Consider the following 24,283-nt stretch of genomic DNA (forward strand, 5'->3'; position numbering starts at 1 on the left):
GCGTCCGGCGGCTTGCGGGCAGCGGGCACCGGCGGAACAGTGTGAGTGATGACGGCCAAGAAAGTCCTTGCCTGTTCGGCGGTCCTCTGCGCGGGCTTCACGATCACGGCGCCCGGTGAGGCGGGCGCGGCCCCGGAATGCGCTTCCGGCGTCAAGGTCATCAAGCCGGTGGTGCTCGAAGACCCGGGCAGATGGACCTACACGTTCGATCTTTCGTGGTGCGCGGACGGCGGGACGATCCGCTGGGCCGAGCCGTCGGTGACTGCGCGGGTCCACAGCCCGGCCTGTCGCTGGGTCGGCCGGATCGAGGAATCGATCAAAGTATTGCCCGACAAGGCGTGGAGCGCGTTCGACATGAGCGAGTTCTCCTGCCGGGACAGCGCGGGCAAGGAACACGGCGTCAACCCGTGGGTCGTGGTCACGTTCCATCCGGCCGGCGCGTACGACACCAGCAGCGACATCGCGGCCTAGGCGGTGTCCTGCAAGTCTTGTTCGCGGTCTCCGCGCCCAGGCGGCCCCTGACGGCACGGGCGGACGCAGCCGAGTACGACCCGGTACGAGGCCGATCCGCCCGCACCGCCAGGAACCACCTGGATCACGAAGCCCATCGAACAGACTTACAGGACAGCGCCTAGGCGCGAAGGATCGACTCGACCGCGGCCGCCGCCCGTTTCCGCAACGCGCCATACCCCGATCGCTCGGCGAGGGTGAGCGCCCGGCGTGCCTGTCCGAGGTCGCCGGTCGCGGTGGCGAGCCCGATGAGCGCGTCGACCTCGGGGTACCGGTCGCCGGTCTCCCGCAGCAGGGCGAGCGCCTGCCGGTACCGGCGGACGGCGTCCTGCCGGTGCCCCACGCGCTGATGCACACCCGCGAGCGCGACGAGCGCCTCGCCCTCACCCCGCGGCTCACCGGTCTCCCGCGCGAGCCGCAGCCCCTCGCGCGCGTGGTCGAGCGCGTCGGTGAGACGGCCGAGATCGCAGTACACCGAGGCGAGCCTGCCGAGCGTTTCCGCCTCCCCGGCACGGTTTCCCGCCTCTCGATGCAGCGCGAGGGCCTTGGCGAGCAGGCCCGCTGCCTCACCGGTCCGGCCTCGGGCGTGCTGCGCCTGCCCGAGGTTGGACAGGTTGATCGCCTCCCCGTAGCGGGAGCCGATTTCGCGATACCGGCGCAGCGCCTGGACGTACTGCCTCGCCGCACCGGGCAGATCGCCCATCTCCCAGTGGACGAGCCCCAGATTGCCCAGCGCGACGGCTTCCCCGGCCGGGCTTCCGGCGCGTCTGCTCAGCTCCAGACCCCGGGAGAACCGCACCGCGGCGGCCGGGAGCCGCCCCGACTGCCAGTACACGCAGCCGAGGTTGCCCAGCACCGCGGCCTGCGCCTCCACCCATCCGGCCCGCCGGGCGAGCACGAGCGCGCCGGTGTGCTCCCGGACGGCCTCCCGGTACCGCCCTTGGCGGAAACCCAGGTCCGCCAAGCTGAACCGGGCGGACACACGGGCGCGGAGATCGCCGTCTTCCTCCGCGGCGGACAACGCCGCCGCGGCGGCCGCCCGCCACTCCACTTGCCGTGACGACATCCAGAAGTAGCCGCGCAGCGCGTCGGCCAGCAGCCAAGCCACCGGACGCGGACCGGTCCGCGCCGCGTCCTCGACGACGGCGACGAGGTTGCCCAGTTCGGCCTCCAGCCATTCCGCCGCGTTCTCCTTGGCCCCGGCGGGAACCGGGCCGTCCGGCACGGACAGCGGGACACGGAACATGTGCGGGTAAACGATTTTCGCCGCTTGGTCGGCGCCACGCAGATACCACTCGTGCAGGCGGCGCCGGGCGGATCCGGTCTCGGCCGGGGATTCCCGCAGGCGATCGGCGGCATAACGGCGGAGCAGGTCGTGGAAGTGATAGCGGTCCGGCGCGTGCTGTTCGACGAGATGCGCGCTCGCGAGCGTGTCCAGCATCGGGCCCGCTCGCTCCTCGCCGCTCAGGATCTCGACCGCTTCGACGCCGATGTCGTTGCCCGGCACCAGGCTCAGCAGCCGGAACAACCGGCGCGTCGCGGTGGGCAAGGCCGCGTACGACAGATCGAAGGCGGTCCGGACGGCGATCTGCTCGTCGCCCGGCACGGCCAGCGCGGCGAGCAGATTGCCTTTGCGCAGCTCGATGGCGTAGTCCTCGATGCCGCTACCGGGGTCTTCGGCGAGGTTGGCCGCGGCGATCCTCAGCGCCAGCGGCAGATACGCGCACAGCCCGGCCACCTCGGCGGCCGCTTCGTACTCGGCCCGGACCCAGTCGGCACCGAGCACACGCGCGAGCAGTTCCAGCGCCTCGCCGGGTTCGAGCATGCCCAACGTGAGCCGCCGGGCGCCGTGGAGGGCGACCAGCCCGGCCATCCGGTCCCTGGCGGTGACCAGCACCAGGCATCCCGGCCCGGCGGGCAGCAGCGGCCGGACCTGGTCGACGTCCACGGCGTTGTCCAGCACCACCAGCGCCTTCCGATCGGTCATCAGCGTCCGGTACAGCGCGGACGCGGTCTCGGTGTCCGCGGGCAGGCGTTCGGCGGGGACGTCCAGCGCGGCCAGGAACCGGGTGAGCACTTCGAGCGCCGTCGCGGGTGCGCCGGCGGAATGGCCGCGCAGATTCGCGTAGAACTGCCCGTCCGGGAACCGGTCCTTCACCCGGTGACCCCAGTGCACGGCCAACGCGGTCTTCCCGGCGCCCGCGGGTCCGGTGACGGCCGCCAGTGCCACGGCGCCGCCGGAGTTCCCGGCCCGTGGCATCAGTTGGTCCAAAATGGACAGTTCGAGCAGCCGGCCGGTGAACCCGGACGGTTCGGCGGGCAACTGCCGGGGAACGCGCGCGGCCGGGCGCGGATCCGGAAGCGATTCCCCGTCTTCGAGCAGCGCGGCATGCGCCGCGGCGAGTTCCGGTCCGGGTTCGACGCCCAGTTCCTCGACGAGCCGCTCGCGAACCTCCTGGTAGAGCCGGAAAGCCGTCGCCCGCTGACCCGTGGCGTGGTACGCGCGGATCAACCTGGCCTGCGCGGGCTCGTCCAGCGGCTGGTCCGCCGCGGCTTCGGCCAATTCGGCCACCACCTCGTCGGCGGCGCCGATCGCGAGCATGGCGTCGCCGTAGCGGGCGAGCAGCGCGCGGCGCTCCGCGAGTAACGCCATGACCTTCGGATGCGTTGAGAGCGAAGGGATATCGGCCAGCGGCCTGCCACGCCACCAGCGCAGGGCCTCGCCGTACAACGCCGCGGCACGGCCGGTCTCGCCGTCGCGCTGGGCGTCGTTCGCCTCGGCGACAAGTCCGCGCACGTGGGGCAGGTCGATCTCGACGGCGTCCCAGCGCACCGCGTAGCCACCGCCGACATGCGGCAGGATCTCGCTCCCGGAGCGCGACGGGCGGCCGGGTTCCAGCAGCCGCCGCAGGTGTTTGACGTGCGTCTGGAGCACGTTCACCGCGCTGCGCGGCGGCCGTTCGCCCCACAGCGCGTCCAGCAGTTCCTGCTTGGACATCGCCTCGCCACCGGCGAGCACCAGCAACCCCAGGACGGCACGGCGACCCGGTGGGCCGAGGTCGACTTCCTGCCCGGCCAGCCAAACGCGCAGCGAGCCCAGCACCTGGATCCGCACAGCCACCGGCAGGAACGTAGCGAGCGGTCCCGCGCCGCACAAGGACGAACGGCGGAAAGAACCCCGCTGCGCCCGGGTTTGGGGCCGCTCAGGCTAATGCCCCGCGGGCGCGAGGTCGTGACCGTTCCAGGTGAACCGGGCCGTGGTGACCGCGTCGTCGCCGTCGCCGCCGGTGATGAGCTGGTGGATCCCGACGCCGCCGAGTTCGGCGTAGGTGCACCATTCGTGGTCCGACGTCAGCATCAGGTCCAGGTCGAGTTCGGACAGCAGGCCGAACACCTGCCCCCGGTTGGTGGTGTCGACGCCGACGAACACCTCGTCGAGCAGGATGACCCTCGGCGCCTCGGGCGCGGCCTGGTAGTGCGCGGCGACGGCGGCGAACAACGGCAGGTGCAGTGCGATCGCCTTCTCCCCACCGGAAAGCGCGCCGTGCAGCTTCTTGGTCAGCAACTGCCAGCCCGCGCCGTTCGCGCGGTCCACCTTGACCACGAACCGGTGCCAGGACGTGTAGTCGAAGACCTGCGCGAGCTGCTGTTCCCAGCTGGTCGCCGTGTCGTCCGCCTTTGCCTGCTCGACGCGTTCCCGGAAGAACTTGTGCAGGGACACGCGATCCTCGGCGGTCAGCCGATCCGGATCCTTCAGCAGCAGATCCCGCGCGGTCTTGGTGCCCGGCGGCAGATCGGGGGAGACCTGCCAGACCAGCCGGACGGCGACCCTGGACGCGGTCCGCACGCGTTCCAGCCGCGCGTTCATGCCGTCGACGAGCTCGTTGGCCTGCCGGATCCGGGCCGCGAGATGGCGGCGGGTGTCGCCGGTCAGCGTCTTGTCGAACAGGTCGCTTTCCCGGTCGGTGATCTCGTGCCTGCTCTGTTCCGCTTCCGCGTAAAGGATCTTCAGCAGTTCGGTCGCGCCGACCCGCAGCCCGTCGACGACGGCGGTGAAGATCTGGACGTCCTCGTCGGTCTCCAGATCGAGTTCCGCCCGCGAGCTGAGGGTGTTCCGGCAGGTGTGCACGGCCTCGGAGAGCCGGTGCAGCGCCTCGCCGAGGTTGCTCGGCGCGTGGGGCACGGACGGCCACGCCGCGGCCACCAGCCGCGCCGTTTCGAGCGCCGACCGCACGCCGTCGGAGGCGGACAGGGTGGCCTGGAACTTCGGCAGATCCTCGATCCCGCCGTCGGCGGGGAAGACGCCGGTCGCGAGCTTCCGGAACCGGTGCGCGGCCGCGTCCTGTTTCTTGGCGGCGTCCTCGCGAGCCCGCGCGTCGGTCGTGCGGCGGACGCCGAGCGCGCCCAGCGACACCGCGAGCTCCTTGGCGTCGGCGTTCGTGGCGCGGAGTTCGCCGGAGAGGTCACGCAGTTTCGTGCGCAGCCCGTCGATTTCGGCGAGCACCTCGCGCTGCCCGCTGCCGGCGGTCCCTTCGATGGCTTCGAGCATCGCCGTGAGCTTGACGCGTTCGGCCTCCGCCTCGGAAGCCTCGTCCTCACGCCGGGCCGCGTTCGCCTCCGACCGGTCCGCCTGTTCGGCGCACAGTTCGGCCCGCTGGGTCGCGGTGAGCAGGTTCCCGTGCTCGTACAACCAGTTCTCACCCTGGTCGGAGTAGGTGCGCAGGGCCAGGGTGAGTGCGGCCAGCGGCGCGCGTTCGGTCGGCAGCCCGTTCTCCGAAGCCTGGGCGGTCAGCTCGTGCAGCGCGGTCTTGGCCTCGATCTCCAGCGCGGAGACGGCGGTCTCCAGATGCCGGACAGCGGCGTCGGCGGCGGTCAGCTCGGCCTCGGCCGCGGTCAGTTCTCCCGTCGCGGCAAAGAGATCTTCGTGGCTGGGGCGGGCGGCGCGTTCGATCTTGATCAGTTCGCGCCTGCCGCGCAGCGCGGCCAGCTCGCCCTCCAGCTCGGCGATGGTCTTCTCCCGGACGGAAATCCTGTCCCGCAGCTCGGCGATCCGGCGCTCCCGCGCGCGAAGGCGGGCGGACGCGCCGATGTACGCAGGAGCGTCCTTCGCCCAGCTGCCCGACAGGCCGCCCATTCGCCAGCCACCGTCCGCGCCGATCGCGGCGGGTCCGGCGGGGAGCGTGTCGTCGAAGGCGATCACTTCCAGGATCCGGCGGATCTTCGCCGGGGAAAGCTCCGCGTCGGGTTCCGGTACGAGGACGTCGGCGAGTGACCGGCCGGTGGCCACCGGCAGCGTCCCGGTCTCCGCGAGCACGTCGTGCCCGTCGACGACGCCGTGGGAGTTCACCCAGGCGTCCAGCAGGCCTGCGCCTTCGAGCGCGGCCTCGATCCCCGCTCGGGCGCTTTCCGGGACCGAGCCCGCGAAATCGACGAGGCGCCACAGCGGCGCGCCGCTCATCTCGGCGCGGTCCGTCGTGCGCGTGCGCGGCGGCTCTGGCGCGAGGACGTCCTCCGTTTCGAGCACGCCGGCCTCGACAAGGAGTTCGTCGTGTTCGGTGCGCGCGGTGGCCAGCGCGGCACCGGTCGCCGCCTCCCGCCGGATGATGTCTTCGAGCACGGTCTCGGCGACGACGCCGAGCCTGCCCAGCAGCGAAACCTCCGCCTCGGCGTCCCGGACGACCGCTTCCACGTCGGGGAACCGCAGCTCGCGGCAGCCGATCGCCCATTCGGCGAGCCGGGTGCGCAGATCGCTCAGCGCGAGTTCCCGCGTCGCCGTCGTGAGGTCCAGCCGCTCCTGCGCGGCCGAAAAATCCGACCGCGCGCGGTCGAGATCCGCCTCGGCCCGGTGACGCCGTCCGACCGCGAGTTCGTGCTTGTCCAGCGCCCGGCCGAGCGTTTCGACCTGGTCGCGTTTACCGCGGACGGCGGCCTGCAGCAGCGGACGGAGCCGGGCCGGTTCGTTCAGCCCGGCGACGAGTTCGTCGTGCACCCCGGCCAGGTTCGCGCGGGTCGCGGCGGCACGGACCTCGGCCTCCAGCGAGCGCACCAGATCGGCCTGCCGTTTCGCGACCTGCTTCGCCGCCCGCGAGCGCTCCTCGTCGGCGTCCGCCTCGGCGCGGAGCCGATCCGCGTCCGCACGCAGCGCCTCGGCCTTCTCGCGCGTGGACAGGGCCCGTTGCCGCAGCTTGTCGAGCTCCTGGCCCTTGCGGTACGACTCGGATTCGGTCAGTCCGGAGAGGCGCGCTTCGGTCTCCTCGACGTCCTTTTCGAGCTTCGCCGCCCGTTCCTCGGCGGCTTCCTTCTTCGCGGCGACCTCGTCGTACTCCTCGGCCGAACGGCGGGCGGCGGCGGCGAGTTCGTCGAGTTCGCTGGTCGCGGTGATGAGGTTCGCGGCGCCCGCGCGCAGCACACGCTGGGCATAGGTCCTCTGCCGCGAGGCGAGCGCGCGGGTCGCGTCGACCTCGGTCTCCAGCGAGCCCAGCCGTTCGCGCTGCGCGTCGAGCCGCTCGAACCCCTCGGCGAGATCCGCGATCTCCTGCTGCCCCAACGGCGGAAGCGCGCGGGAGAGCAGGTTGGACAGCAGGCTCGGGTCGAGCCGCTGCGAGAGCTTGGGCATCCGCAGCTGGAGCAGCGCGGTGATCAGCGCGTCGTACCGCTGTTCGCTCAAGGTGGGGAACAGTTTCCCGCGGATCGCCGCGCGGTACTCGGCCGCGCCGTCGTGCACGGTGCCGTGGTCGCCGAGGGCTTCTTCCAGCGCGTTCTTGGTCAACGGCTGGCCTGCCTCGTTGACCAGCGGCAAACCGTCGCCCACGCGCAGATCCGTGGTGAAGAAGTCGGCGTGCACCGTGCTGGTGTGCGTGCTGGCCTGGAGCCGCGCGCCGCAGGTGAACCATTTCTCGCCCGCCATACCGAATTCGAGCCAGACGTACCCGACGCGAGTGGCGCCGGAAGCGCCTTCGCCCATCAGGTTCCAGTGCATGCTGCGTTCGCTGGTGCCGAAGGTCGACAGCCGGTTGGCGCGCAGGCTCGCGTCGAACAGGAACGGCAGCAGCAGCTCCAGCGCCTTCGACTTCCCGCTCCCGTTGGGCCCGCGCAACAGCAGGCGACCGTCGTGGAACTCGAAGATCTCGTCGTAGTAGCGCCAGATGTTGAGAATGCCCGCACGGGAGGGAATCCACCTCGTCACGGTCACGGCGCCTCCTCGGTGCGGTCGGTGTACCTCGCGGCGGCCGGGAGCGGCCGGACGAGTTCGGCTTCGGTGCGGATCAGGCCGAAGCCGGTCAGCACGGCGAGCGCGTCGACGGTCAGCCGCCGCACACCGTCCTTGCCCCGGTACGTCTTGGCCCAGCGCGGGAAGCGTTTCAGCAGTTTGGCGGTGGCCTTCTGCAGGTAATCGGTGGTCCTCGGCTCGTCCAGCGCGTCGAGCAGCAGGAGCGCGGCGACCTTGGCGTTGCTGCCGTCGTCCGGGAACCGCTCGTCGGTGGCCAGCCCGTCGACGTCGACGAGCAGCACCCCCTCCGCGCGTTCTTCGAGGACGAAACCGCCCTGCTCCGCGGCCCGCCGCAGCAACTGGCGCCCGGTCGGCGTGCCGAGGTACGCGCGCTCTTCCGCGGTCAGCTCGGCGAAGTACAGCACCGGGTCGTCGACCAGACGGCGGAAGACCGTGTGCCGGAGCCACAGGTTCCGCTGGACGTCCGACGCGCTAGGCGTGTCCTCGTGGCGGCCCGATGAGAGGCCGTAGCGCTGCTCGTGCGACACCGCCTCCAGCAGTTCCTCGAACCGCAGCGCGACGTCGTCGGCGGGCACGGCCAGCTGCGACGGCCCGACCGGCGCGGCCAGCAGCCGCAGCAACAGGGTCGCGTCGACCCGGAACAGCACCTTCGCCGCCGGATCGTCCACAAAGGACTCCGGATCCCCGTCGGCGGCTTCGAGGACGCCGTAGGACTCCAGCAGCCGGAGGACGTCCACGAACGCGAGACGCTCCGCCCTGGTGGCGACGTCGAAGGTGGTGACGAGATCGTCGGCTGCGCTCGCCTGCGTGACGCGGCCGGCGAGCAGGCCGATGGTGGTCACCGGCACGGTCAGCAGTTCGGCGGCCACCACGCACAGCAGTACGTAGCGGCGGCGGTCGAACGCGGCGCGCCCGGAGCGCAGCCGCCTCGCCGGACGCGTGGGATCGGTGGCCGCGCGGACCTTGACCAGCCGCGCGTAGCCGAGCCGCGGTTCGACGGTGAGCGTCCAGCCGCAGTAGTAGTCGAACCACTGCCGGATGGGCTCGCGGCGGCGGCGGATGAGGTCGAAGGTCTCGGGGGAGCCGCGTTCGCCGATCAGCGGGGTGGCCAGCAGGGCCCGGATCCCGCGCGCGACCTCTTCGCGTTCCGCGATGACCAGTTGGTTGGTGAGGCTCACGCACCGCCTCCGGCCGTACTGATCTCGATTTCGTAGTCGGGGCCCCGGAAGACACCGCTCGTGGTGGTCAGGCGCGCGACCGCGCCGTTCTGCGGCGGCCGAAGGACGATCTCGATCTGGCCGTCGGAGGTCGTGCTCCGCCGGGTGCCGCCCGTGCCGGGGCTGCTGCCCAGCGCCTGCCCCAGCAGGTCGAGCAGCCGCTCGAAAACGCTGTGGTCCAGCTTCTCGAATGCCGAAAGCCGCACGACGCCGCCGGTGTCGAGCATGTTCCACGCCGCTTCGAGTTCGGCGCGCTCCGCGATCGCCTGCTGGACCCGTGCTGCTCTGATCGCGCTGACATCACGAACCCGCCCGGTCCTGGTGAACCGCTCGGTGCGGCCCGCGGAGCGAAGCAGTTCCGACACCTCGACCGGCGGCGCGTCGAGCCACGACGCCGTCGTGCTGACCACTTCCGGATCCGCGTGGGCGAGATGCGCGTGCCGCGCGGAGCTCAGCCCGAACATCGTGGACCACAGGCGGTGCAGGTCCTCCTGCGCCGGGACGACGGTGAACCACCGCGCCAGCTCGCGGAAATCCGCGACCGCGCTGCTCGCGCGCCGCCGCGATTCGGTGATCCGGTCCAGGACCTGGAGAAGCGTGATGATCGCCCGCCGCGCGAGACGATGGAGGTCTTCGACCCGCGGCGTCGCCCCGTCTTCGGGCAGGAACCACGCGCGAAGGCCGTCCCAGCGCGCCTTGCGGACGTCGAGCCAGCGCTGATCCGGCGTGCGAAGGGTCGCCCCGTTGAGCGCCCGCCGGTGCACGCGCTCGATGCCGTGGTCGTCGATCTCCTTGATCCGGGTGGCGATCGTGTGCGTGTGATGCTCCAGGTCGTTCAGGAACTCCTGCAGATACGTGACCGTGGCCGCCTTGACCTCGTGGAACGTCGCGAGGTCGGCTTCGGCGTGCAGGAGGCGCTGGAGGTCGCCGTTGAAGCGCTTGGTGTTGTCGCGGAACGCTTCGAGGTGGCTCTCGACCTCGGTGAGTGTGCCGAACACACGCCTGTCCGTGCCGTCTTCGAGCTGCTTCGCGAGCTCGCCGAGCCGCTCACCCAGCGCCTCGAGCGTCGCCGTCTGGAGCGCCCCGGAGGCGTTGAGCACCTCGTTCGCGCGGACCACCCCCGCGTACGCCGCTTCGCCCTGCCTGCTCAGCGAGTACTGGAGATTGCGGCGCTCGTACTCCGACGCCGTCCGGTAGTCGCCCGCGTGACTCTGGACGACGTCGAGGTGGCCCTGGTCGCGCAGCTGGTCCAGCGCTTTGACGAGGTCTTCGTCCGCCAGCGTCTCCAGCCAGCCGACCTCGCGCAGCCTCGTGCGGACGTCGTCGATCCCGAGCGCCGTCTCCAGCCGCTCGTTCGCCTCGCCGAAGGCGTGCAGGATCGCCAAGGGGAGCCCGGATCTGCTGCCGTCGGTGAAACGGAACATCTCGGGCGGAACACGGATCGGATCCATGCGTCCTCCGGCGGCTGGTGCGTGGAGCTACACGTTAGGGGGTCACCCAGGCGAGTTCGAACGGCCCATCTTTTTCACGCAGAGTGCTCACGTCGTGAACATCTCAAGGCGCACCGTGACCCCCTCGACGGTGACCTTGCGGTACACGTGACGGCCGTCGATGACCCGGTCGTCCTCCAGATCACCGGGCGCGAAGTTCGACGCTTCGAGCAGCTTGGGCACGTCCTCCACCGGCAGGGTGAGGACGACGACGTATCGCGAGTCGATGCCGCGGTCGTACTGCGTCTCCAGCACCTTGCCGCTGGCGGGCATGGAGATCCCGCCGAACCGGAAGGCGTCTTCCGGCGTCGGGCTCGGCGCGGTCGTCGCGCAGCCGGCCAGGAGGAGGGCGAGGACCGCGAGCAGGGTTTTCACCTACCGTGAGACGCACGGTGGACGTAAGCGTTCCGTCACACTTGGACGGGGATGACAGGGGCGGTGCGGCACGTTGTACTGGGTGTCAACGACCGAAGGAGATCTACAGTGACGGAAAAGGCTGTTCTCGCGGGCGGCTGCTTCTGGGGTATGCAGGACCTGTTCCGCCGGCACCCCGGGGTCGTCTCCACCAGGGTCGGCTACACCGGTGGCGACGTGCCGAACGCGACCTACCGCAACCACGGCTCGCACGCCGAAGGCATCGAGATCGTCTTCGACCCGGCGCAGCTCTCGTACCGGCAGATCCTGGAGTTCTTCTTCCAGATCCACGACCCGACGACCCGCAACCGCCAGGGCAACGACATCGGCACGAGCTACCGGTCGGCGATCTTCTACACCGACGACAAGCAGAAGCAGGTCGCCGAGCAGACGATCGCGGACGTCGACGCCTCCGGCAAGTGGCCGGGCAAGGTGGTCACCGAGGTGACCCAGGCCGGTGACTTCTGGGAGGCCGAACCGGAGCACCAGGACTACCTGGAGCGCATCCCGAACGGCTACACCTGCCACTACGTGCGGCCGGAATGGCAGCTCGGCGAGCGCTGATCGTCGCGCTGCACGTCTCTTCGGTGCATGCGTACGAGGGCCGTCCCTCCTCGGGGCCGCGCCCTGATCCGTCCCCGGTCTCGCGCGACCATGTCGAGGTGCGCGCGGGACTGGGGCTGATCGGGGATCGCTACTTCAACCATCCCGCGCATCGCTCGGCCGCGGTCACGCTCTTCTCTGCGTCCGTGCCTGGTGATCCGCTGCTGGCCCGGCGGAACATCGTGCTCTCGGGTTTCGACGTCGATGCTCTGCCGCGGGGTTCGGTGGTGGCTTTGGACTCGGGCGACGGCCCGGTGCGCTTCGAGGTCCACCGGCCCGCGAATCCCTGCGCTTGGATGGACGTCGTCTACCCTCCGGGCACTTTCCGTGCTTTGCGGGGTCGCGGCGGGAAGCGGTGCGTGCCGCTGGACGACGGCGTGCTGCGGCTAGGTCCCGTAGAGATCTCCGTGTGCGAGTTCGAACGGCCTTGAACCCCTTCTGATCTGGGTCGACAGCTTGTCCGTCTCAAAGAGGCCAGGTGCGATGACGAACGGCGGGTACTCCCGCAACCCGAGTTCGCGGAGCCGAAAGCTCTCCAGCGCCGCCTGTTCATCGCTCTGGAGGATCACACTCCGGACAGCGGCGATGGGGATGGGACCTGGAACCAATACTTCCGCTTGATCGTCCGTCGGCCACCAAGCCGGGTGATGAGGTTCGCGTACACGTTGCCCGACACGCTCGGCGAACATCGCCTTGAAGCCGCCGAGGCCGTCCTGGATACCGCTGCCGGAGTGTCTTGCGGCGTTGTGTGGACAGAACCTGGTACCCGGTGTGGCCAGCAGCACCGGATCTACCGTCAGTACTGCCCACTCGGTGAACTGCTCGTCTCGCTTGCGCGCTTCCCTGAAGTACCAGGCATTCGGGTATTCGATGCTGAAGGAGATGTGACCGAGGTGTCCGTCCAGCCTGCGTTCGTCGGTAGGGCGGTATCCGTCGGCGCACTCTCGCAGATACTCGGCATCTCGCAAGGTTCCACTCGCGAGGATGTGCGCCAGACTCACCGCCTTGGTGAAGTGACACAACCTGGTGATGCCTCGCTGGCTGGCTTCGTTCAGGACGTCGTTCATGAGCTCATCAGTTCATAGATGCCGGACTCGGCAACGGGAAGCACGCTTGCCAACCGGCCGTGATGGATGAGGATGACGTCGATACGTGCCCGCGTCACGGCGACGTATAGTTCACGGGCTTGCCTCACTTTGGCTTCTTCCAGCCCGAAGGCGTCGATGGTCGCCTCCGGCGGCAGCTCGTCCTCAGCACGGAGAGGGAGTACGACGGTGTCGAACTCCAGCCCCCGCGCCTCTCTGTATGGACCGTAGTAGACGCCTGGAGACTGGTCCCATTTCGTCATGCCCTTGTGCAGCCTGATCGTTCGCTGCCGGTCCACCAGCCTGGCGATTCGCTCGGTCAGCGCGTCATCCCTGGAGAGTACTGCCACGCGCTGGTCCTTCGTCTGGGTGTTCCGGTCGAAGCAGAGGTGTGTGGCGTAGCGCGCCGCCATCCTGATCAGGTCGGACTCCGACTTGGCTTCGTCCAGAACTGGAGGTTCGCCAGTGCGGACGGGGGCGGTCGGCTTCACCAGCTCGATCCCGTCGCCGAATCTCGGATAATCGGATATGGCCTTCGCGAGCTGTGCTATCTGGCGCGTGTTGCGGTAGTTGCGATCGAACCGCACCAGCCTCCCACCGGTGACTTTGAGCCCAAGAGATTTCCACGACATCCGACTGCCGTAGATCTGTTGTGCATAGTCGCCGAAGAAGGTCAGGGAGCCGTCTTCGGGTATCAATGCGGCCAGCGATCGGATCATCTCCGGGGTGAAGTCCTGCCCTTCGTCCACCACGACATGCCGATAGCCGTGGGCGGCCACCTCGCTGTTCAAGGTGCGCAAGAGTTCACTTGCCAGGCCCGACCAGTCAAGATCGAAGCCTTTCTTGGCGAGGAGCTCTTGATAACGACGGTAGACCTTAGAGACGACCAGCCGATCTGCCTTGAGGAGGTTCGATCCGCGTCCGACCCGTTCGAGCTCACCGCTCAAGTAGTCGCTGAAGTCATCGATGCCGTTGCCGTCGAGCCAATCGAACTCGTCCGCGAAGAACTGCACAGGCTTCCTGAATGCCGCAGAGCGTTCGCTCGCGCTGAGTCGAACATCCTTCAACGCGTGCGCTATCAAGTTTTCTCTGGTAGCGGCGTCGCAGATCCGCGGGTTCTTCTCGAAAAACTCGCGAAGGACGCGACGCGCGAACACGTGATACTGCTCGACGGTGACGCCGGATTCTTCGTCCACCAGACTCTTCAGGTATGTGACCAGTGCTCCGTTGAACGTGATGAGCAAGGTTGGTCCGCCCAGTCCGGGTACGGTTGCCAGGTAACGAGCCCGCCGAACGGCCATGACCGTCTTTCCGCTACCGGCCACTCCCAGTGCGACGCAGTGTCCTTTGCCTCGCAGATAGACGACCTCGCGCTGCTGTCCCTGTGGTTCAGGAAGCTTGTTCCCCATTCGGGGAGTATTTCATGTTGATCAAGCTTCGTGCGTATGTCATGTAATTGCGGAAATAGTAGATACCGGGCCCTTGTTCTTCGGAATCAGTGGGCATGCCCAGCTGTCCGGTGTATCGATCACAGATTCCTCAGGCCGTGCTTGATGCGTTCTGTCGTCATGCCGCTTCTTCGCTGATGGACGTACTGTGCCGCCGCCAGAGGCGCGAGCAGCGCGTCGGCCCGGAAATGCGCGTCCGTCTTTGGTTCGATCTCGCTGATCAGCGCGACCAGGTGACTGTGGTGCAGCCGGTACGCGCCGGTCTCGAACCGCGCCATCGGCGTCTCGGTCTCCGCGACCATGAGCAGCTCGCCATGAGTCTCGAGCCTGTCGACGTACGCTTCCATGAACGCCTTCAGTCTTTGGGCTGCCGGCGCTCCGGGTCCGAGAGGCGGCGGCCCGCTGATGAACGCCTTCTGGAACTCGCGCTCGTTCTCGTCGAGCAACGCCTGCGCCAACGCGCCCTTGTCCGGGAATCGCCGATACACGGTCCCGATCCCGACGCCCGCCTCCGCCGCGACCTCGTCCAACGCGAGTCCGGCGATCCCTTTGGCGGCGACGAGCTTGGCCGCCGCGTGGACGATCTTCTGCCGGTTGCGAGCCGCGTCCGCCCGCTCTGGAGTGCCGGCTCCTGCGATGGGAAGCACCCCGCGAGCTTAGTCGGTGGACAAGTGGAACTTTCTCCAGTTAACTAAATGGAAGAACTTCCACTTAGGAGATGCGGATGTCCGTCGAACACTTCACGAGCGATGACGCTTCGACCTGGTTCCAGCGGCTCGACCAACGGATCTTCCTGGCCGACGTCCTCGCGCAGGACAGCGGCGCGGCGATGTCCGTCGGCTTCGCCCGCTACGGGAAAGGAGAGAAGAACCCGTGGAAGATGACCTACGACGAAGCTCTCGTCATCACTTCGGGCGTTTTCACCGTCGAGGGACCTTCGGGTTCGGTGACGGCTCGGGCCGGCGAGGTGATCTACCTGCGGTCGGGGACCGAGGTGGTGTACGTGGCCGATGACGACACGGAACTGGTCTATGTCACCTATCCGCATTGGCTGGCCGCTACGGAATCTTCAGCCGAAGCCCATCGCCTCGATGACTTCCATGAGGCCTAGCGGAGATCCTCCAACAAGGCGGGAAGTACGAGTTCCTCCTCGATGCGCACTCCCCGTCGCTCCAGCGCCGGCCTCAGGTTCGGATCCCAGGCCGCGTCCGCCGGCCTTCCCGGCAGCGGACCGCCTGCCGCGGTCGTAGTGGAATACGCCGAAGCATCGAAACGCCAGGGCATCCACGGGATCCGGTCGCGCAGGGTGTTTCCGATCCGGATACCACCCCAGTCGAAGTCGCCGTGGTATCGGAATGAGGCACCGTCCGCCAAGAGGAGATCGAGCAAACGCCAAACCGCGGCCGAGGGCTGGCCGTTCACGCAGACGAGAGGAGGGCAGCCGTGACCCAGCTCGTCGGCCGCCGACGCCAGGACGATCGGGTTCTCGCACACCGACACCATCCCGGCTCCGACGCCGAGCCGCGCGGTGGTCAGCTGGCGTAGCGTCAGGACAAACGGTTCGCCGGACTCCTTCGCCAGCGCCAGCATGCGGCCGGTCACCGTGTCCACGCCACCGGGCAAGCCGAGGCACAGCACGGACGAGGACAGCTCGTCACGATGTACGCCGACCGCCGCCCAGGAAGTCCGGCGTTCACCCGCTGTGCCGTCTCCGGCCGGTGGACTGCCACGAAGGACCCTCGCCGCCGAAAGCACGACGGTCGCCAAGGGACGCCCGTCGTCCAGGCCATGTGCGTCGCCAGTGGTTTCCGCCGCGAGCCTGCCAAGCGCGATGCCCTTCGAGGGCAACTCGGCGAGGACGCGGACAGCCGCGGTGACCAACGCCGAAGCACTTTCCGGATCGGCGGCCAGCCTCCGGATCAGCCCGGTGGAGTCCAACCACGCCCGCCACGTCGCCAGCAAGGGACGTCGTGCGACCAGTTCGTCCAGGGGGCTGAAAGCCGCCGACCAGGCCGTGGCCTCAGCCGCACGGGATGGCACGGCCCCGATCAGTAGCCGGGCTGCGTCGGCCAGCCCACCCGGGGCCGCGCCGCTGCGACGGAGCACCGCGTCGACTTCGTCGAGGGAAACGCTCAGCGAAGTGCCGGTACCGGCACGGCGGCCGAGCAATCGCTCGATTGCCCTGCGCTGGTCGTGCGTCGCCGAGCCGAGAGTGACGACTCCGCTCAACGGCCTGTCAGCGATCATTCGACGGCGTAGGCGATCGAGCAGCCACGCGGTCTCCTCACCGCCCAAGAGCCTGCGAAGGCGATCAAGATCGGCCATCAGGCAGTCGGGACGCGGGGGAGCGGCCGTTGCAGCTGGACACGCTCGCGGCCGTCCCACCGCCAAGGGGTCACCAGCACGGCGTCGATACCGTCGCGCCGGGCGAGCTGGGCGATGGCCAGACCGGGCACCTGCGGATAGCAACCCCATTCGCGTTCGCTGGTCATCACGACGTCGAGGTCGAACGCGGCGAGCAGACCGAGGCACTTGGCTCGTGAGTCGTCGTCGACCCCGGCGAACGCTTCGTCGAGCGCGACCAGCCGCGGGGTGTGGGGATTCGCCGAAGACGAGTAGAACGAGGAGGCCGCGGCGAAGAGCGGAACCGACGCGGCGAGAACCCGTTCGCCGCCCGAGGCCGGTCCGGTCGCCGACCGCCACTGGCCGTCCTGGTAGCGCTGGATCGCGAATTCGTGCCAAGACCGGTAATCCAGTGCGCGAGTCAGTTGTTCGACCCAGCCGCCCGCGGCGTCTTCGGCATGCTCGCGGTTGATCTGCTCCTGCAGGAAACCGCCGACGGCGGTCCGGTCTTCCGCACTCCAGGCGTCGGCGGTCTGCCGTAACAACCGGTCTCGCACCCGGTCGAGCCCGCCAGGCGCCGTTCGCGAAGTACGCCACTGCAACCGCAGACGCATTCCGGTCGATGTCGGCCGGGCCTCCAGGTCGGTGTTGATGGACCGAACCTGATCCTCGGCGTTGCCGATCAATTCCTGCAGCGTGCCCGCCACTTCGTTGATGAGGTGGTTCTCCAGGATTTCGCGTTCCTTGGCCGAAAGCAGGTTCGCGCGCTGCTCGTTCTCCACTGCCAAAGCGGCCACCAGCGTCGGAATGTCCTGGGTTCGCCCTTGGAACAGCACATCGACGACGATGATTCCGTCCCGAACGGTCATGCCGACCGAATGGCCGTGCCTCGACAGCGCGTCGGTCAGCAGTTTGTGCTCGGCGGATACGCGCTGCTGCACCAGCTCCCAAGGGCGGTCCGCGTCGTCCACGCCGTCCAGCGAAGCGTTGATGGCCCGTGCGAGGGCGACAGCCGGGTTCGGTGCCCACTGCTTGCCGGGATCGGGGAATTCCACTTCGGGAACGGCCGTCGTCAACAGTCGCGTAGTCGCGAAGGCCCGCAGCTCATTGATGGCCTGGTCACGTTCGGCCACGGCGATCGAGATCGAACCGCGAAGCGTCTCGCGCCGCCCATTGGCGTTACCCCGCTCTTCGCGCGCAACCTGTTCTGACTCTCGTACTTGCTTCTCGCGAGCGTCGCGCTCGTCCAGCTCCATACCGACCACGGCGAGCTTTCGATAGAGCTCATCGACTCCCGCGCCCGCGGTCTCGACCAGTACCCGGTACCGTTCCGCCACGACTTCGGCATCGGCGCGGGCTTCCGTGGCCGACTCCTGCGCTTCCACGTGGTGCTCGGCCGCGGCTCGCAGTTCGTCTTCGGCCTTGGCGGATCCGGCCCGTGCCCGAGCCAGCGCCCGCGCCGCGGGCCAAAGCCCGGCCAGGGCGACCCGGTAGTCACCAACCGCCTTGCGGACCAGGGTCAGTTCGTCGGGATCCGTTGGCAGACCTACATCTCCGGCGAACTCGAGCACCTTTCCGCGAGTCTGCTCGGCTGTGCCAGCGCACTCGCCGGAAACGGTGACCGCTTCGCCGAGGCGGGCGTCGATCCGGCGTTTTGCCGCGTGCTCACCGGCGAGCACGACATGAGCGTCGCGGAGATCGTTGTCCTTCGGCTGAGCCCGGTGTTCCGCGGTGAGGGCGGAACGCTGGGCCGCCAGGCTTTCGGCGGCGTCCGCCAACTCGGCGAGGCGCCGGTCCAGTTGGGCACTTTCGTCCCGCAGCCGACGGACGCGCTCCCTGCGCGCGGCTTCGCGCGCGCCCTCGCCCAGGTAACCGGCGGTGTCCTTGTGCCACGCCCCGCTCAACACGCCGACGGCGAACCTGCCGTCCACCGCGACCCAAGTGCCCGCGCCGGGACCTAGACCGATCGCGCGCAAGACGGATGCGACCACGTCGTCATCCAGGGCCGCGGCTTGTGGATCGGCCCGGTCCACCGCCGGCGCGAGCACAGCGGTGAGGCCGCCCGCCGGTGCGGCGTCGCCCGGTTTGACGACCACGTCGCCGGTCAGCGTGCTGTGCAGTTCACCGTCCGGGGTCACCCAAGCGTCGAGGATTCCAGCGGCCTCCAAAGCCGCTTCGAGTCCGGCTCGGTGCTCCGCGCCGACACCGGGGACGAAGTCCACGACCTTCCACAGTGGAGCGCCGGGGCGCGTCGCACGTGCCTCTTCGTCACGGGTGTACGGCCTTGGCGGAGCGTCGTGACCGCCCGCTTCGAGCCGGGCGATCTCGGCGGCGATCGCTTGCCGCTCGCTTCCCGCCGCCGCTCGCTCGGCGTCGAGGGTGGCTTGTCGGCGACCGAGTTCAGAGGTCGCCCGCAGCACGGCTTCTTCCACGGCCGACGCGGCGGGGTTGGCGCCGGACAGTGTTTCGGTCCACGAGTCCAGCGAGTCGAGCAGGCCGTCCATATCGGACAGGGCGAATTGCTCGGTCGCGGCCAGATATGAGCGGTAGGAGGCGACGAGCGCCGCACCATGTCCGACGACACTCTCCTCGGCCGCCCTGATCCGCTCGGCGGCGCCCTGTTGCTCGGCGGTGATCCGGTCCACGTTTTCGCGTGCGGAACGCAACGCGGCCTCGGCTTGCGTCGCGGCGTCGAGCAGCCGGTGAAGCTGCTCGACAGCCTTGGTCTGCCGTTCGATGAGGGCCTGCCCGGCTCGCTCGTCTTCGTCGGCGACGACAGCGGCATGTCCCTCTGCCACATACGCGGCCTCGGCGGCCTCGCGCGCGATGTCCTTGGCCCGCGCCAAAATCTCCGAGTCGGCTTCCGTCGTTCGCCGTGCAGTCTCGGCTTGCTCTTCACGGCGCCGCAGATTCTCGACGGCCGACGTCAGGTCGCGTTCCCGCTCGACGGCGAATTTCGAGAGCTTCTCGGCCTCTTCCCCCACCTTTTTCAGGTTTTCGGCGTCCCGCATTTCGGGACTGCTCTGCAACGCGGTGCGGCGTGCCTCCAGCCGGATTTTCGCGGTCGCCAGCTCGGCGAGCGACCGTTGTATTCCTTCGAGTGCCAGCGTCGCCTTTTCGTAAGCGGCCTCGGCTTCACCCAGCTCACGGCCGAGCTGTTCATATCTGCTGTGGGTGTGGCGGACCGGTGCCGCCCGGCGTTTGGCCGCGATCCGGGAATACCGTCGGTAATGGGTGAGGAACTGTTCCGCCGCCGCCTTGGCCTCGGCGAGGGCGCGTAACGTCTCCCGTTCCTCGTCCAGTCCACGGAATGCCTCCGCGACCGTGGCCACCAAGGCTGGGTCGAGCGGCGGGAGCGCCTCGGTGAGCGCTCTGGACAGCAATTTCTCGTCCGGTTTCTTCGACAGCTGCGGTTGCCGTAGCTGGATCAGGAGATTGACCAAGGCTTCGTAGCGGTGTGTCCCCAGCCCGAACAGTGCCTCGTCCACCGCCCGCCGGTATTCCGACGCGGTGTCGTACACCAGGCCGTGCCCGTCGACCGCGTCCTTGAGTTTCTCCCTGGTCAACGCCACCCTGGTCGGGCTCACCAGGGAGAGGTCCCGGCCGACGCGCTGGTCGGTGACGAAGAACCAGTGCCTGGCGATACCGCGTCCGGCGACGGCCTTGAGGCCGCAGCCGATCGTGCGGTACTCGGCGCTCCCGTCGGGAAGGACACGGCCGAATTCCAGCCAGGTGTAGCCGAGGCGTTCGTTGTGCGGATGTTTCCCGCCGAGCAGCAGGTTCCATTCCATGCGTTTGTTGCGGTCGCCGTCCGGCTCCACCCGGTGCGCCGACAATTCGCCGTCGAGCAGGAACGGAAGGGTGAGCGCGAGCACCTTGGACTTGCCGGTTCCGTTGTTGCCGCGCAGCAGCAAGCGGCCGTCGTGAAAATGGAACTCTTCGAGATCGTAGTAGAACAGGTCGACCAGGCCGGCGCGAAGTGGTTGCCAGCGGGCCCTGCCCGGAACGGGCAAAGTCATTTTCCGGTCCTCCTCTCCCGAATGGTGGGCGCGTCGAGCCGATAACGGCCGATCGCGGGCAGCGCGCGCACCATCGGCGGATCCCCTTCGGAATCTTCGACGAGCCGCAGCGCACGCAGCTTGTGCAACGCGATGGCGAGGAGTTCCTCGTCAGCGCCTTCTTCGGTGACTCCGCGGCGCCAGTACGTAGCGTGCTCACGGGCGATTTTCCGGACATATGCCAGCACTCGCTCGATCGGCACCGGCCCGTTGCGTGTCGCGAGATACTCGGCGACGAGCAAGGTGACGTGACCATCGGTGCGCTGCTCCGGCATGCGCACGTCGGTCAGTTCGTCGTCTGGGTCGACCATGGCGACGCCCTCCGCGCGGACTTCGGCGACCAGTCCCGTGGCTTCCTCGATCCGGTGCGTGATCGCGTGCCGCTGGCCGGTCAGGTACGCGCGTTCGTCATCGGGCAGCTCGTCGTAATAGACCACCGGATCGTCGAGCAGGCGGCGAGTGAGCCGGTGGCGTAAGGCTCGGTTGCGCAGATCGTCGGTGTCGGCGATGGGTTCGTAGGCAAGCTCTTCGAGCCTGCTTTCGAAATCGGCGGCGTTGATCGTCGAAGGGCCCCGGCCACTGGTCAAGAGCGCGGCCAGCACTCGGCGCTGTACGTCGTACAGGACGTCCCCGTTGTCGCTCAGGTAGGCGTCTTCCTCGCCGGCGACACGTTCGAGGACACCCCAGGCGAGCAGCAGCCTGACCGCCGCGACGAGATCCGAACGTTCGTCACGCCTGCTCATCGTGAACGACACACCCGCGTCGACCAGCTCGGGGTCACCCGCGGCGGCGAGCACACCTTCGGCGAGGCGGCCGAGGGTGATCTGCGCGTCGGCGCGTTCCAAGACGGCCAGCGCCAAACAGAGCAGGACGTACCTGCGACGGCCGAACGGCGGTTTGCCTTTCCCGTCCCGCGCCGGATGTGTCCGGTCGGTCAACGTCGGCGCGGTTTTGAACAGCCGGGCGGACTCGGCGCCGACCGTCAGCCGCCATCCCGTCTCGAGGGAAAGCCAGTCACGCAGCTCCGCCGCGTGACGCCTGACCAAGCGCAGGACTTCGTCGTCCGCGCCCGCTGTCAACAACGGTTTGGCGAGCAGTGCCCGCAGGGCTTTCCGTTTCTGGGCGACGCTTTCGTCGACGGGCGCGGTCACGCGATCGCTTCCACTCGGCCGCGTCCGACAAGGTCGATGATCTCGATCAGGTGCTCCGGTCCGCTCAGCACACCGTCCTCGGTGTCGATTCGCACCGTTCCGCCGCCACGCACGACGGTGAGCCGGATCTCCATCGTGCCGTCGCTGGTGGTGGTGCGGACTTCGTGGTCACCGGGGGCGCGGGCCGAGAGCGCGTCGCCGAGAAGGCCGAGGAAGAGCCGGAACGCCCGAGTATCGAGTTCGCCGAGCGTCGACAGCCGGATCGGCCCCGGCGTCACCAACCGCTCTCGCGCCTCGGTGACCTGCTCGGATTCGAAAGCCGCCTGCTCGGCGAGAATCCGTCGCTGTTCCGTCCGGTCCGTGACCCGGTTGGGCTGGCCGCGTCGCTCGTAGGATCCCGTTTTGCGCAATTGCGGGCTGATGTGCACGCCGGGCGCCTCCCGCCAGGGTGTCCCCGGCGCGGGCTGCGCTTCTTCCCACGCGGCAACGGTTTCGTGGTCGGCGGTGAGATGCCTCGCGGAACCCAGCCCGAACGCCGTCCGCCACAGGCGGTGCGCCGCGCCATCGTCCGGGGCCTCGGCGAACCACCGTGCCAAGGTCCGGAAATCAGCCGACCGATCGGAACGTCCGGAGCGACGTTCGTTTAGCGCGGCCACCGTGTCGATGAGCTGGGTGATCGCCGTGACAGCGGCGCCACGGAGCAGCCGAGCCTGCGACTGATGGCGAGAATCGGCCGAGACGAACCAGTCGTGCAGCCCCCGCCAGCGATTTCGCCAAGTGTCATGGCAATTCCCGATGGCGGCCGCGTTCTCATGATCGTCCGGCGCGACATCCGCCGCCTCGCGTTTCGCGGCCACCATGAGCAGTTGTTCCACGCCGGTTTCCTCGATCCGGCCGAGCAAGGTGGCGATCTCCGCGCCCCGGTTCGCGAGATCCGCGATGAACCGGTTGACGTAGTCGATCAACCGTTGCTTGTACGCGACGAACGCCTCCACGTCTCCATCGGCGAAATCGATGACACGGCGCAGCGACGCCATGAACGCCTGCGCGTTGTCCGCCAAGCCGGTGAACCGTTCGGCGAGCGCGAGCAGCAGCAGATGCACCTTCGCCGGATCGAGCTCCCGCGCGCCGGCCAGCTCCACGAGCGCCCGCAGCTGGGCGGCGATGTCCTCCAGTGCCACCGATTGCAACGACCCGCGGCGGCCCAGCGCCTGGTCATAAACCGCGAGTGCCTCTTCGGCGGCCTGACCCGCCGAGGTGAGCTGGTAGAGATAGCGAGCGCGATGGAAGTCGGCGACGCTGGTCACCCGGCTCGTGTCGGGGTCGGCCCGCAAGTTGCCCCAGTCGACCAGCTTGTCCAGCGCGTCCGCGATCTGCTCGATGTCGCCAGGCCTGCCCAGGTCCGTCGCGACGTCCTCGGGGCGCATGTGCACGATGAACCGGTCCCTCGCCCGCGCGAACGTCAACAGGACGTCGCGATAGAGCGCCGCGTTCGGCGCACTCAGGTGCGCGAACGGTTGAGGTTCCTGGTCGGCGGCCACGATCCCATTATGGGGAGGGCACCGACAGTTCCGGTTGCGCCCCTCCGGGCACCTGGTCAGCACGCTTTTGCATCCTGCTCAGCGAGCTCAAGACGGCAGGACGTAGCCGAGCTTCCGGATCGCCGAATTCGATCACTCGCGCGGCCCCAGATCGGTAGACTCTGATTCGCCGAGTGACGCCATCCAGCAATGTCGTCATCGCCGCGGGTAGCTCGTGCTCGGCAAGCTGGTTCATGAACGCGCTGAACTCCGCCAATTACTGCACGAGTCGTCAGCCGCGAGCAGACTTCGAGCTGAAACGTCCATACCCCGGTCCGCTCGTCTGAGCAGTAACAGCTGGGCGCGGCCGAGCCCGATGACCTCATGCGCTTTCAGCGGCGTTCTGGACGAAGAATTTACGCCGCACGACGAAGCCACTGTGCTCGGCCATCCGGTCACGGTGTGGGAGGTCGGCTGTGAGAGTTCGGCGTCCTCTGTTGCGTCGAACTTCGGCACAGCGGAGGTCGGGCTCGCCGACATCTTTTTCCCGCTTGGCCTCACCACCGCGTACCGCAGTCTCCCGGATGCGGAACCGTTGCCCCGGCTCTGCGCCCAGATAGGAGTCTTCGGTGCTGAAATGGGGTGTTCCGGGAGGCTGGCTCGGCCACTCTTTTGAGCGAAGTCCTCAGGCCCGAGGTTTGTCGGTACCCTGTGTCGTTGTCAAGCGTAGGGGAGGACGCCGATGACCGGACAGCAATCTGCGAGTTCCGCGATCACCGACATCGCGGAAGCTCTTTGGGGAATCAGTCTCGAGCCTGCTGGAGGGCGGTTCGGTGAGGACGGCTGGACCTACGAGCAGCCGGTCTCTTTCCCTTGTCCGACGTGTGACGGGCAGTTGCACACGATGCGTAAGCCGTACCAGAGTGCGGGCAAGGAGTACCGGTACATCGCGATTATCTGTCCCACCTGTCGGGTCATCCGAGACCTTGCCAGACTGGGCTTGAAAAGGTATGGCCAGCTGATCAAACCACCCGCCGCGCCCCCTCGGCAAAGCGATGACCGCACCACTCTCGGCGAGGTCGTACATCAGCGCTGGGGTGTTCGTATCGGTACGACTGCACAGTGGTTCGACACTTCCGGCTGGGCGTATGCAGAGGAAAGCCCGCGACGGTGCCCAGAATGCGCTGAACCGCTACATACGTTTCGGAGATCA

Annotated in this window: 16 protein-coding genes; 4 read left to right on the plus strand and 12 right to left on the minus strand. The window is 68.4% G+C overall.

Annotation, left to right across the window (positions count from 1 at the left end; genetic code table 11):
• The first annotated feature begins 48 nt into the window (after nucleotides 1–48).
• Nucleotides 49–471, plus strand: a complete 423-nt coding sequence (locus CVV72_RS34175; RefSeq protein WP_219148129.1) for a hypothetical protein — start codon at nucleotides 49–51, stop codon at nucleotides 469–471.
• 160 nt (nucleotides 472–631) lie between these two features.
• On the opposite strand, the gene CVV72_RS34180 is transcribed toward CVV72_RS34175, so the two are convergent.
• From CVV72_RS34180 to CVV72_RS34200, 5 genes are all read right to left on the minus strand, one after another.
• Nucleotides 632–3,631: a BTAD domain-containing putative transcriptional regulator gene (locus CVV72_RS34180; RefSeq protein ID WP_255632353.1), complete on the minus strand. Its 3,000-nt coding sequence runs from the start codon at nucleotides 3,629–3,631 to the stop codon at nucleotides 632–634.
• 87 nt (nucleotides 3,632–3,718) lie between these two features.
• Nucleotides 3,719–7,702 carry a TIGR02680 family protein gene (locus CVV72_RS34185; protein WP_219148131.1) on the minus strand — a complete coding sequence of 1,328 codons (3,984 nt, stop codon included), beginning with the start codon at nucleotides 7,700–7,702 and terminating at the stop codon, nucleotides 3,719–3,721.
• On the minus strand, nucleotides 7,699–8,919 hold the full coding sequence (locus CVV72_RS34190) for a TIGR02678 family protein (protein WP_219148133.1): 1,221 nt from the start codon (nucleotides 8,917–8,919) through the stop codon (nucleotides 7,699–7,701). Before CVV72_RS34190 ends, CVV72_RS34185 begins: the two co-directional genes overlap by 4 nt.
• The gene (locus tag CVV72_RS34195) at nucleotides 8,916–10,409 is read right to left on the minus strand and encodes a TIGR02677 family protein (protein WP_219148135.1); all 1,494 of its coding nucleotides are present in this window, start codon (nucleotides 10,407–10,409) and stop codon (nucleotides 8,916–8,918) included. Before CVV72_RS34195 ends, CVV72_RS34190 begins: the two co-directional genes overlap by 4 nt.
• 87 nt (nucleotides 10,410–10,496) lie before the next feature.
• Nucleotides 10,497–10,823, minus strand: a complete 327-nt coding sequence (locus tag CVV72_RS34200; RefSeq protein WP_219148137.1) for a hypothetical protein — start codon at nucleotides 10,821–10,823, stop codon at nucleotides 10,497–10,499.
• Between the two features lie 108 nt (nucleotides 10,824–10,931).
• Here CVV72_RS34200 and msrA point away from each other — a divergent pair, with 108 nt between their 5' ends.
• Both msrA and CVV72_RS34210 read left to right on the plus strand, forming a co-directional pair.
• A complete protein-coding gene (msrA, locus tag CVV72_RS34205) occupies nucleotides 10,932–11,426 on the plus strand; it encodes a peptide-methionine (S)-S-oxide reductase MsrA (RefSeq protein WP_034305803.1) in 495 nt (164 codons plus the stop codon).
• Nucleotides 11,405–11,896, plus strand: coding sequence for a molybdenum cofactor biosysynthesis protein (locus tag CVV72_RS34210; RefSeq protein ID WP_219148139.1), 492 nt, complete (start codon nucleotides 11,405–11,407; stop codon nucleotides 11,894–11,896). Before msrA ends, CVV72_RS34210 begins: the two co-directional genes overlap by 22 nt.
• Here the strand turns inward: CVV72_RS34210 and CVV72_RS34215 are convergent.
• From CVV72_RS34215 to CVV72_RS34225, 3 genes are all read right to left on the minus strand, one after another.
• A complete protein-coding gene (locus tag CVV72_RS34215) occupies nucleotides 11,852–12,532 on the minus strand; it encodes a DarT ssDNA thymidine ADP-ribosyltransferase family protein (RefSeq protein ID WP_219148141.1) in 681 nt (226 codons plus the stop codon). The genes CVV72_RS34210 and CVV72_RS34215 overlap by 45 nt on opposite strands.
• The gene (locus CVV72_RS34220; RefSeq protein WP_219148143.1) at nucleotides 12,529–13,959 is read right to left on the minus strand and encodes a UvrD-helicase domain-containing protein; all 1,431 of its coding nucleotides are present in this window, start codon (nucleotides 13,957–13,959) and stop codon (nucleotides 12,529–12,531) included. The genes CVV72_RS34215 and CVV72_RS34220 overlap by 4 nt, the downstream gene beginning before the upstream one ends.
• 119 nt (nucleotides 13,960–14,078) lie before the next feature.
• Nucleotides 14,079–14,645, minus strand: coding sequence for a TetR/AcrR family transcriptional regulator (locus tag CVV72_RS34225; protein WP_219148144.1), 567 nt, complete (start codon nucleotides 14,643–14,645; stop codon nucleotides 14,079–14,081).
• 77 nt (nucleotides 14,646–14,722) lie between these two features.
• On the opposite strand from CVV72_RS34225, the gene CVV72_RS34230 reads away from it, so the two are divergent.
• A complete protein-coding gene (locus CVV72_RS34230; RefSeq protein ID WP_219148145.1) occupies nucleotides 14,723–15,109 on the plus strand; it encodes a cupin in 387 nt (128 codons plus the stop codon).
• Here CVV72_RS34230 and CVV72_RS34235 read toward each other — a convergent pair.
• The 4 genes from CVV72_RS34235 to CVV72_RS34250 all read right to left on the minus strand — a co-directional run bounded on the left by CVV72_RS34235 (nucleotide 15,106) and on the right by CVV72_RS34250 (nucleotide 23,091).
• The gene (locus CVV72_RS34235; protein ID WP_219148146.1) at nucleotides 15,106–16,245 is read right to left on the minus strand and encodes a TIGR02679 family protein; all 1,140 of its coding nucleotides are present in this window, start codon (nucleotides 16,243–16,245) and stop codon (nucleotides 15,106–15,108) included. The genes CVV72_RS34230 and CVV72_RS34235 overlap by 4 nt on opposite strands.
• Before the next feature lie 77 nt (nucleotides 16,246–16,322).
• The gene (locus tag CVV72_RS34240; RefSeq protein ID WP_219148147.1) at nucleotides 16,323–20,360 is read right to left on the minus strand and encodes a TIGR02680 family protein; all 4,038 of its coding nucleotides are present in this window, start codon (nucleotides 20,358–20,360) and stop codon (nucleotides 16,323–16,325) included.
• On the minus strand, nucleotides 20,357–21,550 hold the full coding sequence (locus tag CVV72_RS34245; RefSeq protein ID WP_219148148.1) for a TIGR02678 family protein: 1,194 nt from the start codon (nucleotides 21,548–21,550) through the stop codon (nucleotides 20,357–20,359). The genes CVV72_RS34240 and CVV72_RS34245 overlap by 4 nt, the downstream gene beginning before the upstream one ends.
• The gene (locus tag CVV72_RS34250) at nucleotides 21,547–23,091 is read right to left on the minus strand and encodes a TIGR02677 family protein (protein WP_219148149.1); all 1,545 of its coding nucleotides are present in this window, start codon (nucleotides 23,089–23,091) and stop codon (nucleotides 21,547–21,549) included. Before CVV72_RS34250 ends, CVV72_RS34245 begins: the two co-directional genes overlap by 4 nt.
• Nucleotides 23,092–24,283: the final 1,192 nt, after the last annotated feature.

The organism is Amycolatopsis sp. TNS106, assembly GCF_019330265.1.
Taxonomy (GTDB): domain Bacteria; phylum Actinomycetota; class Actinomycetes; order Mycobacteriales; family Pseudonocardiaceae; genus Amycolatopsis; species Amycolatopsis lurida.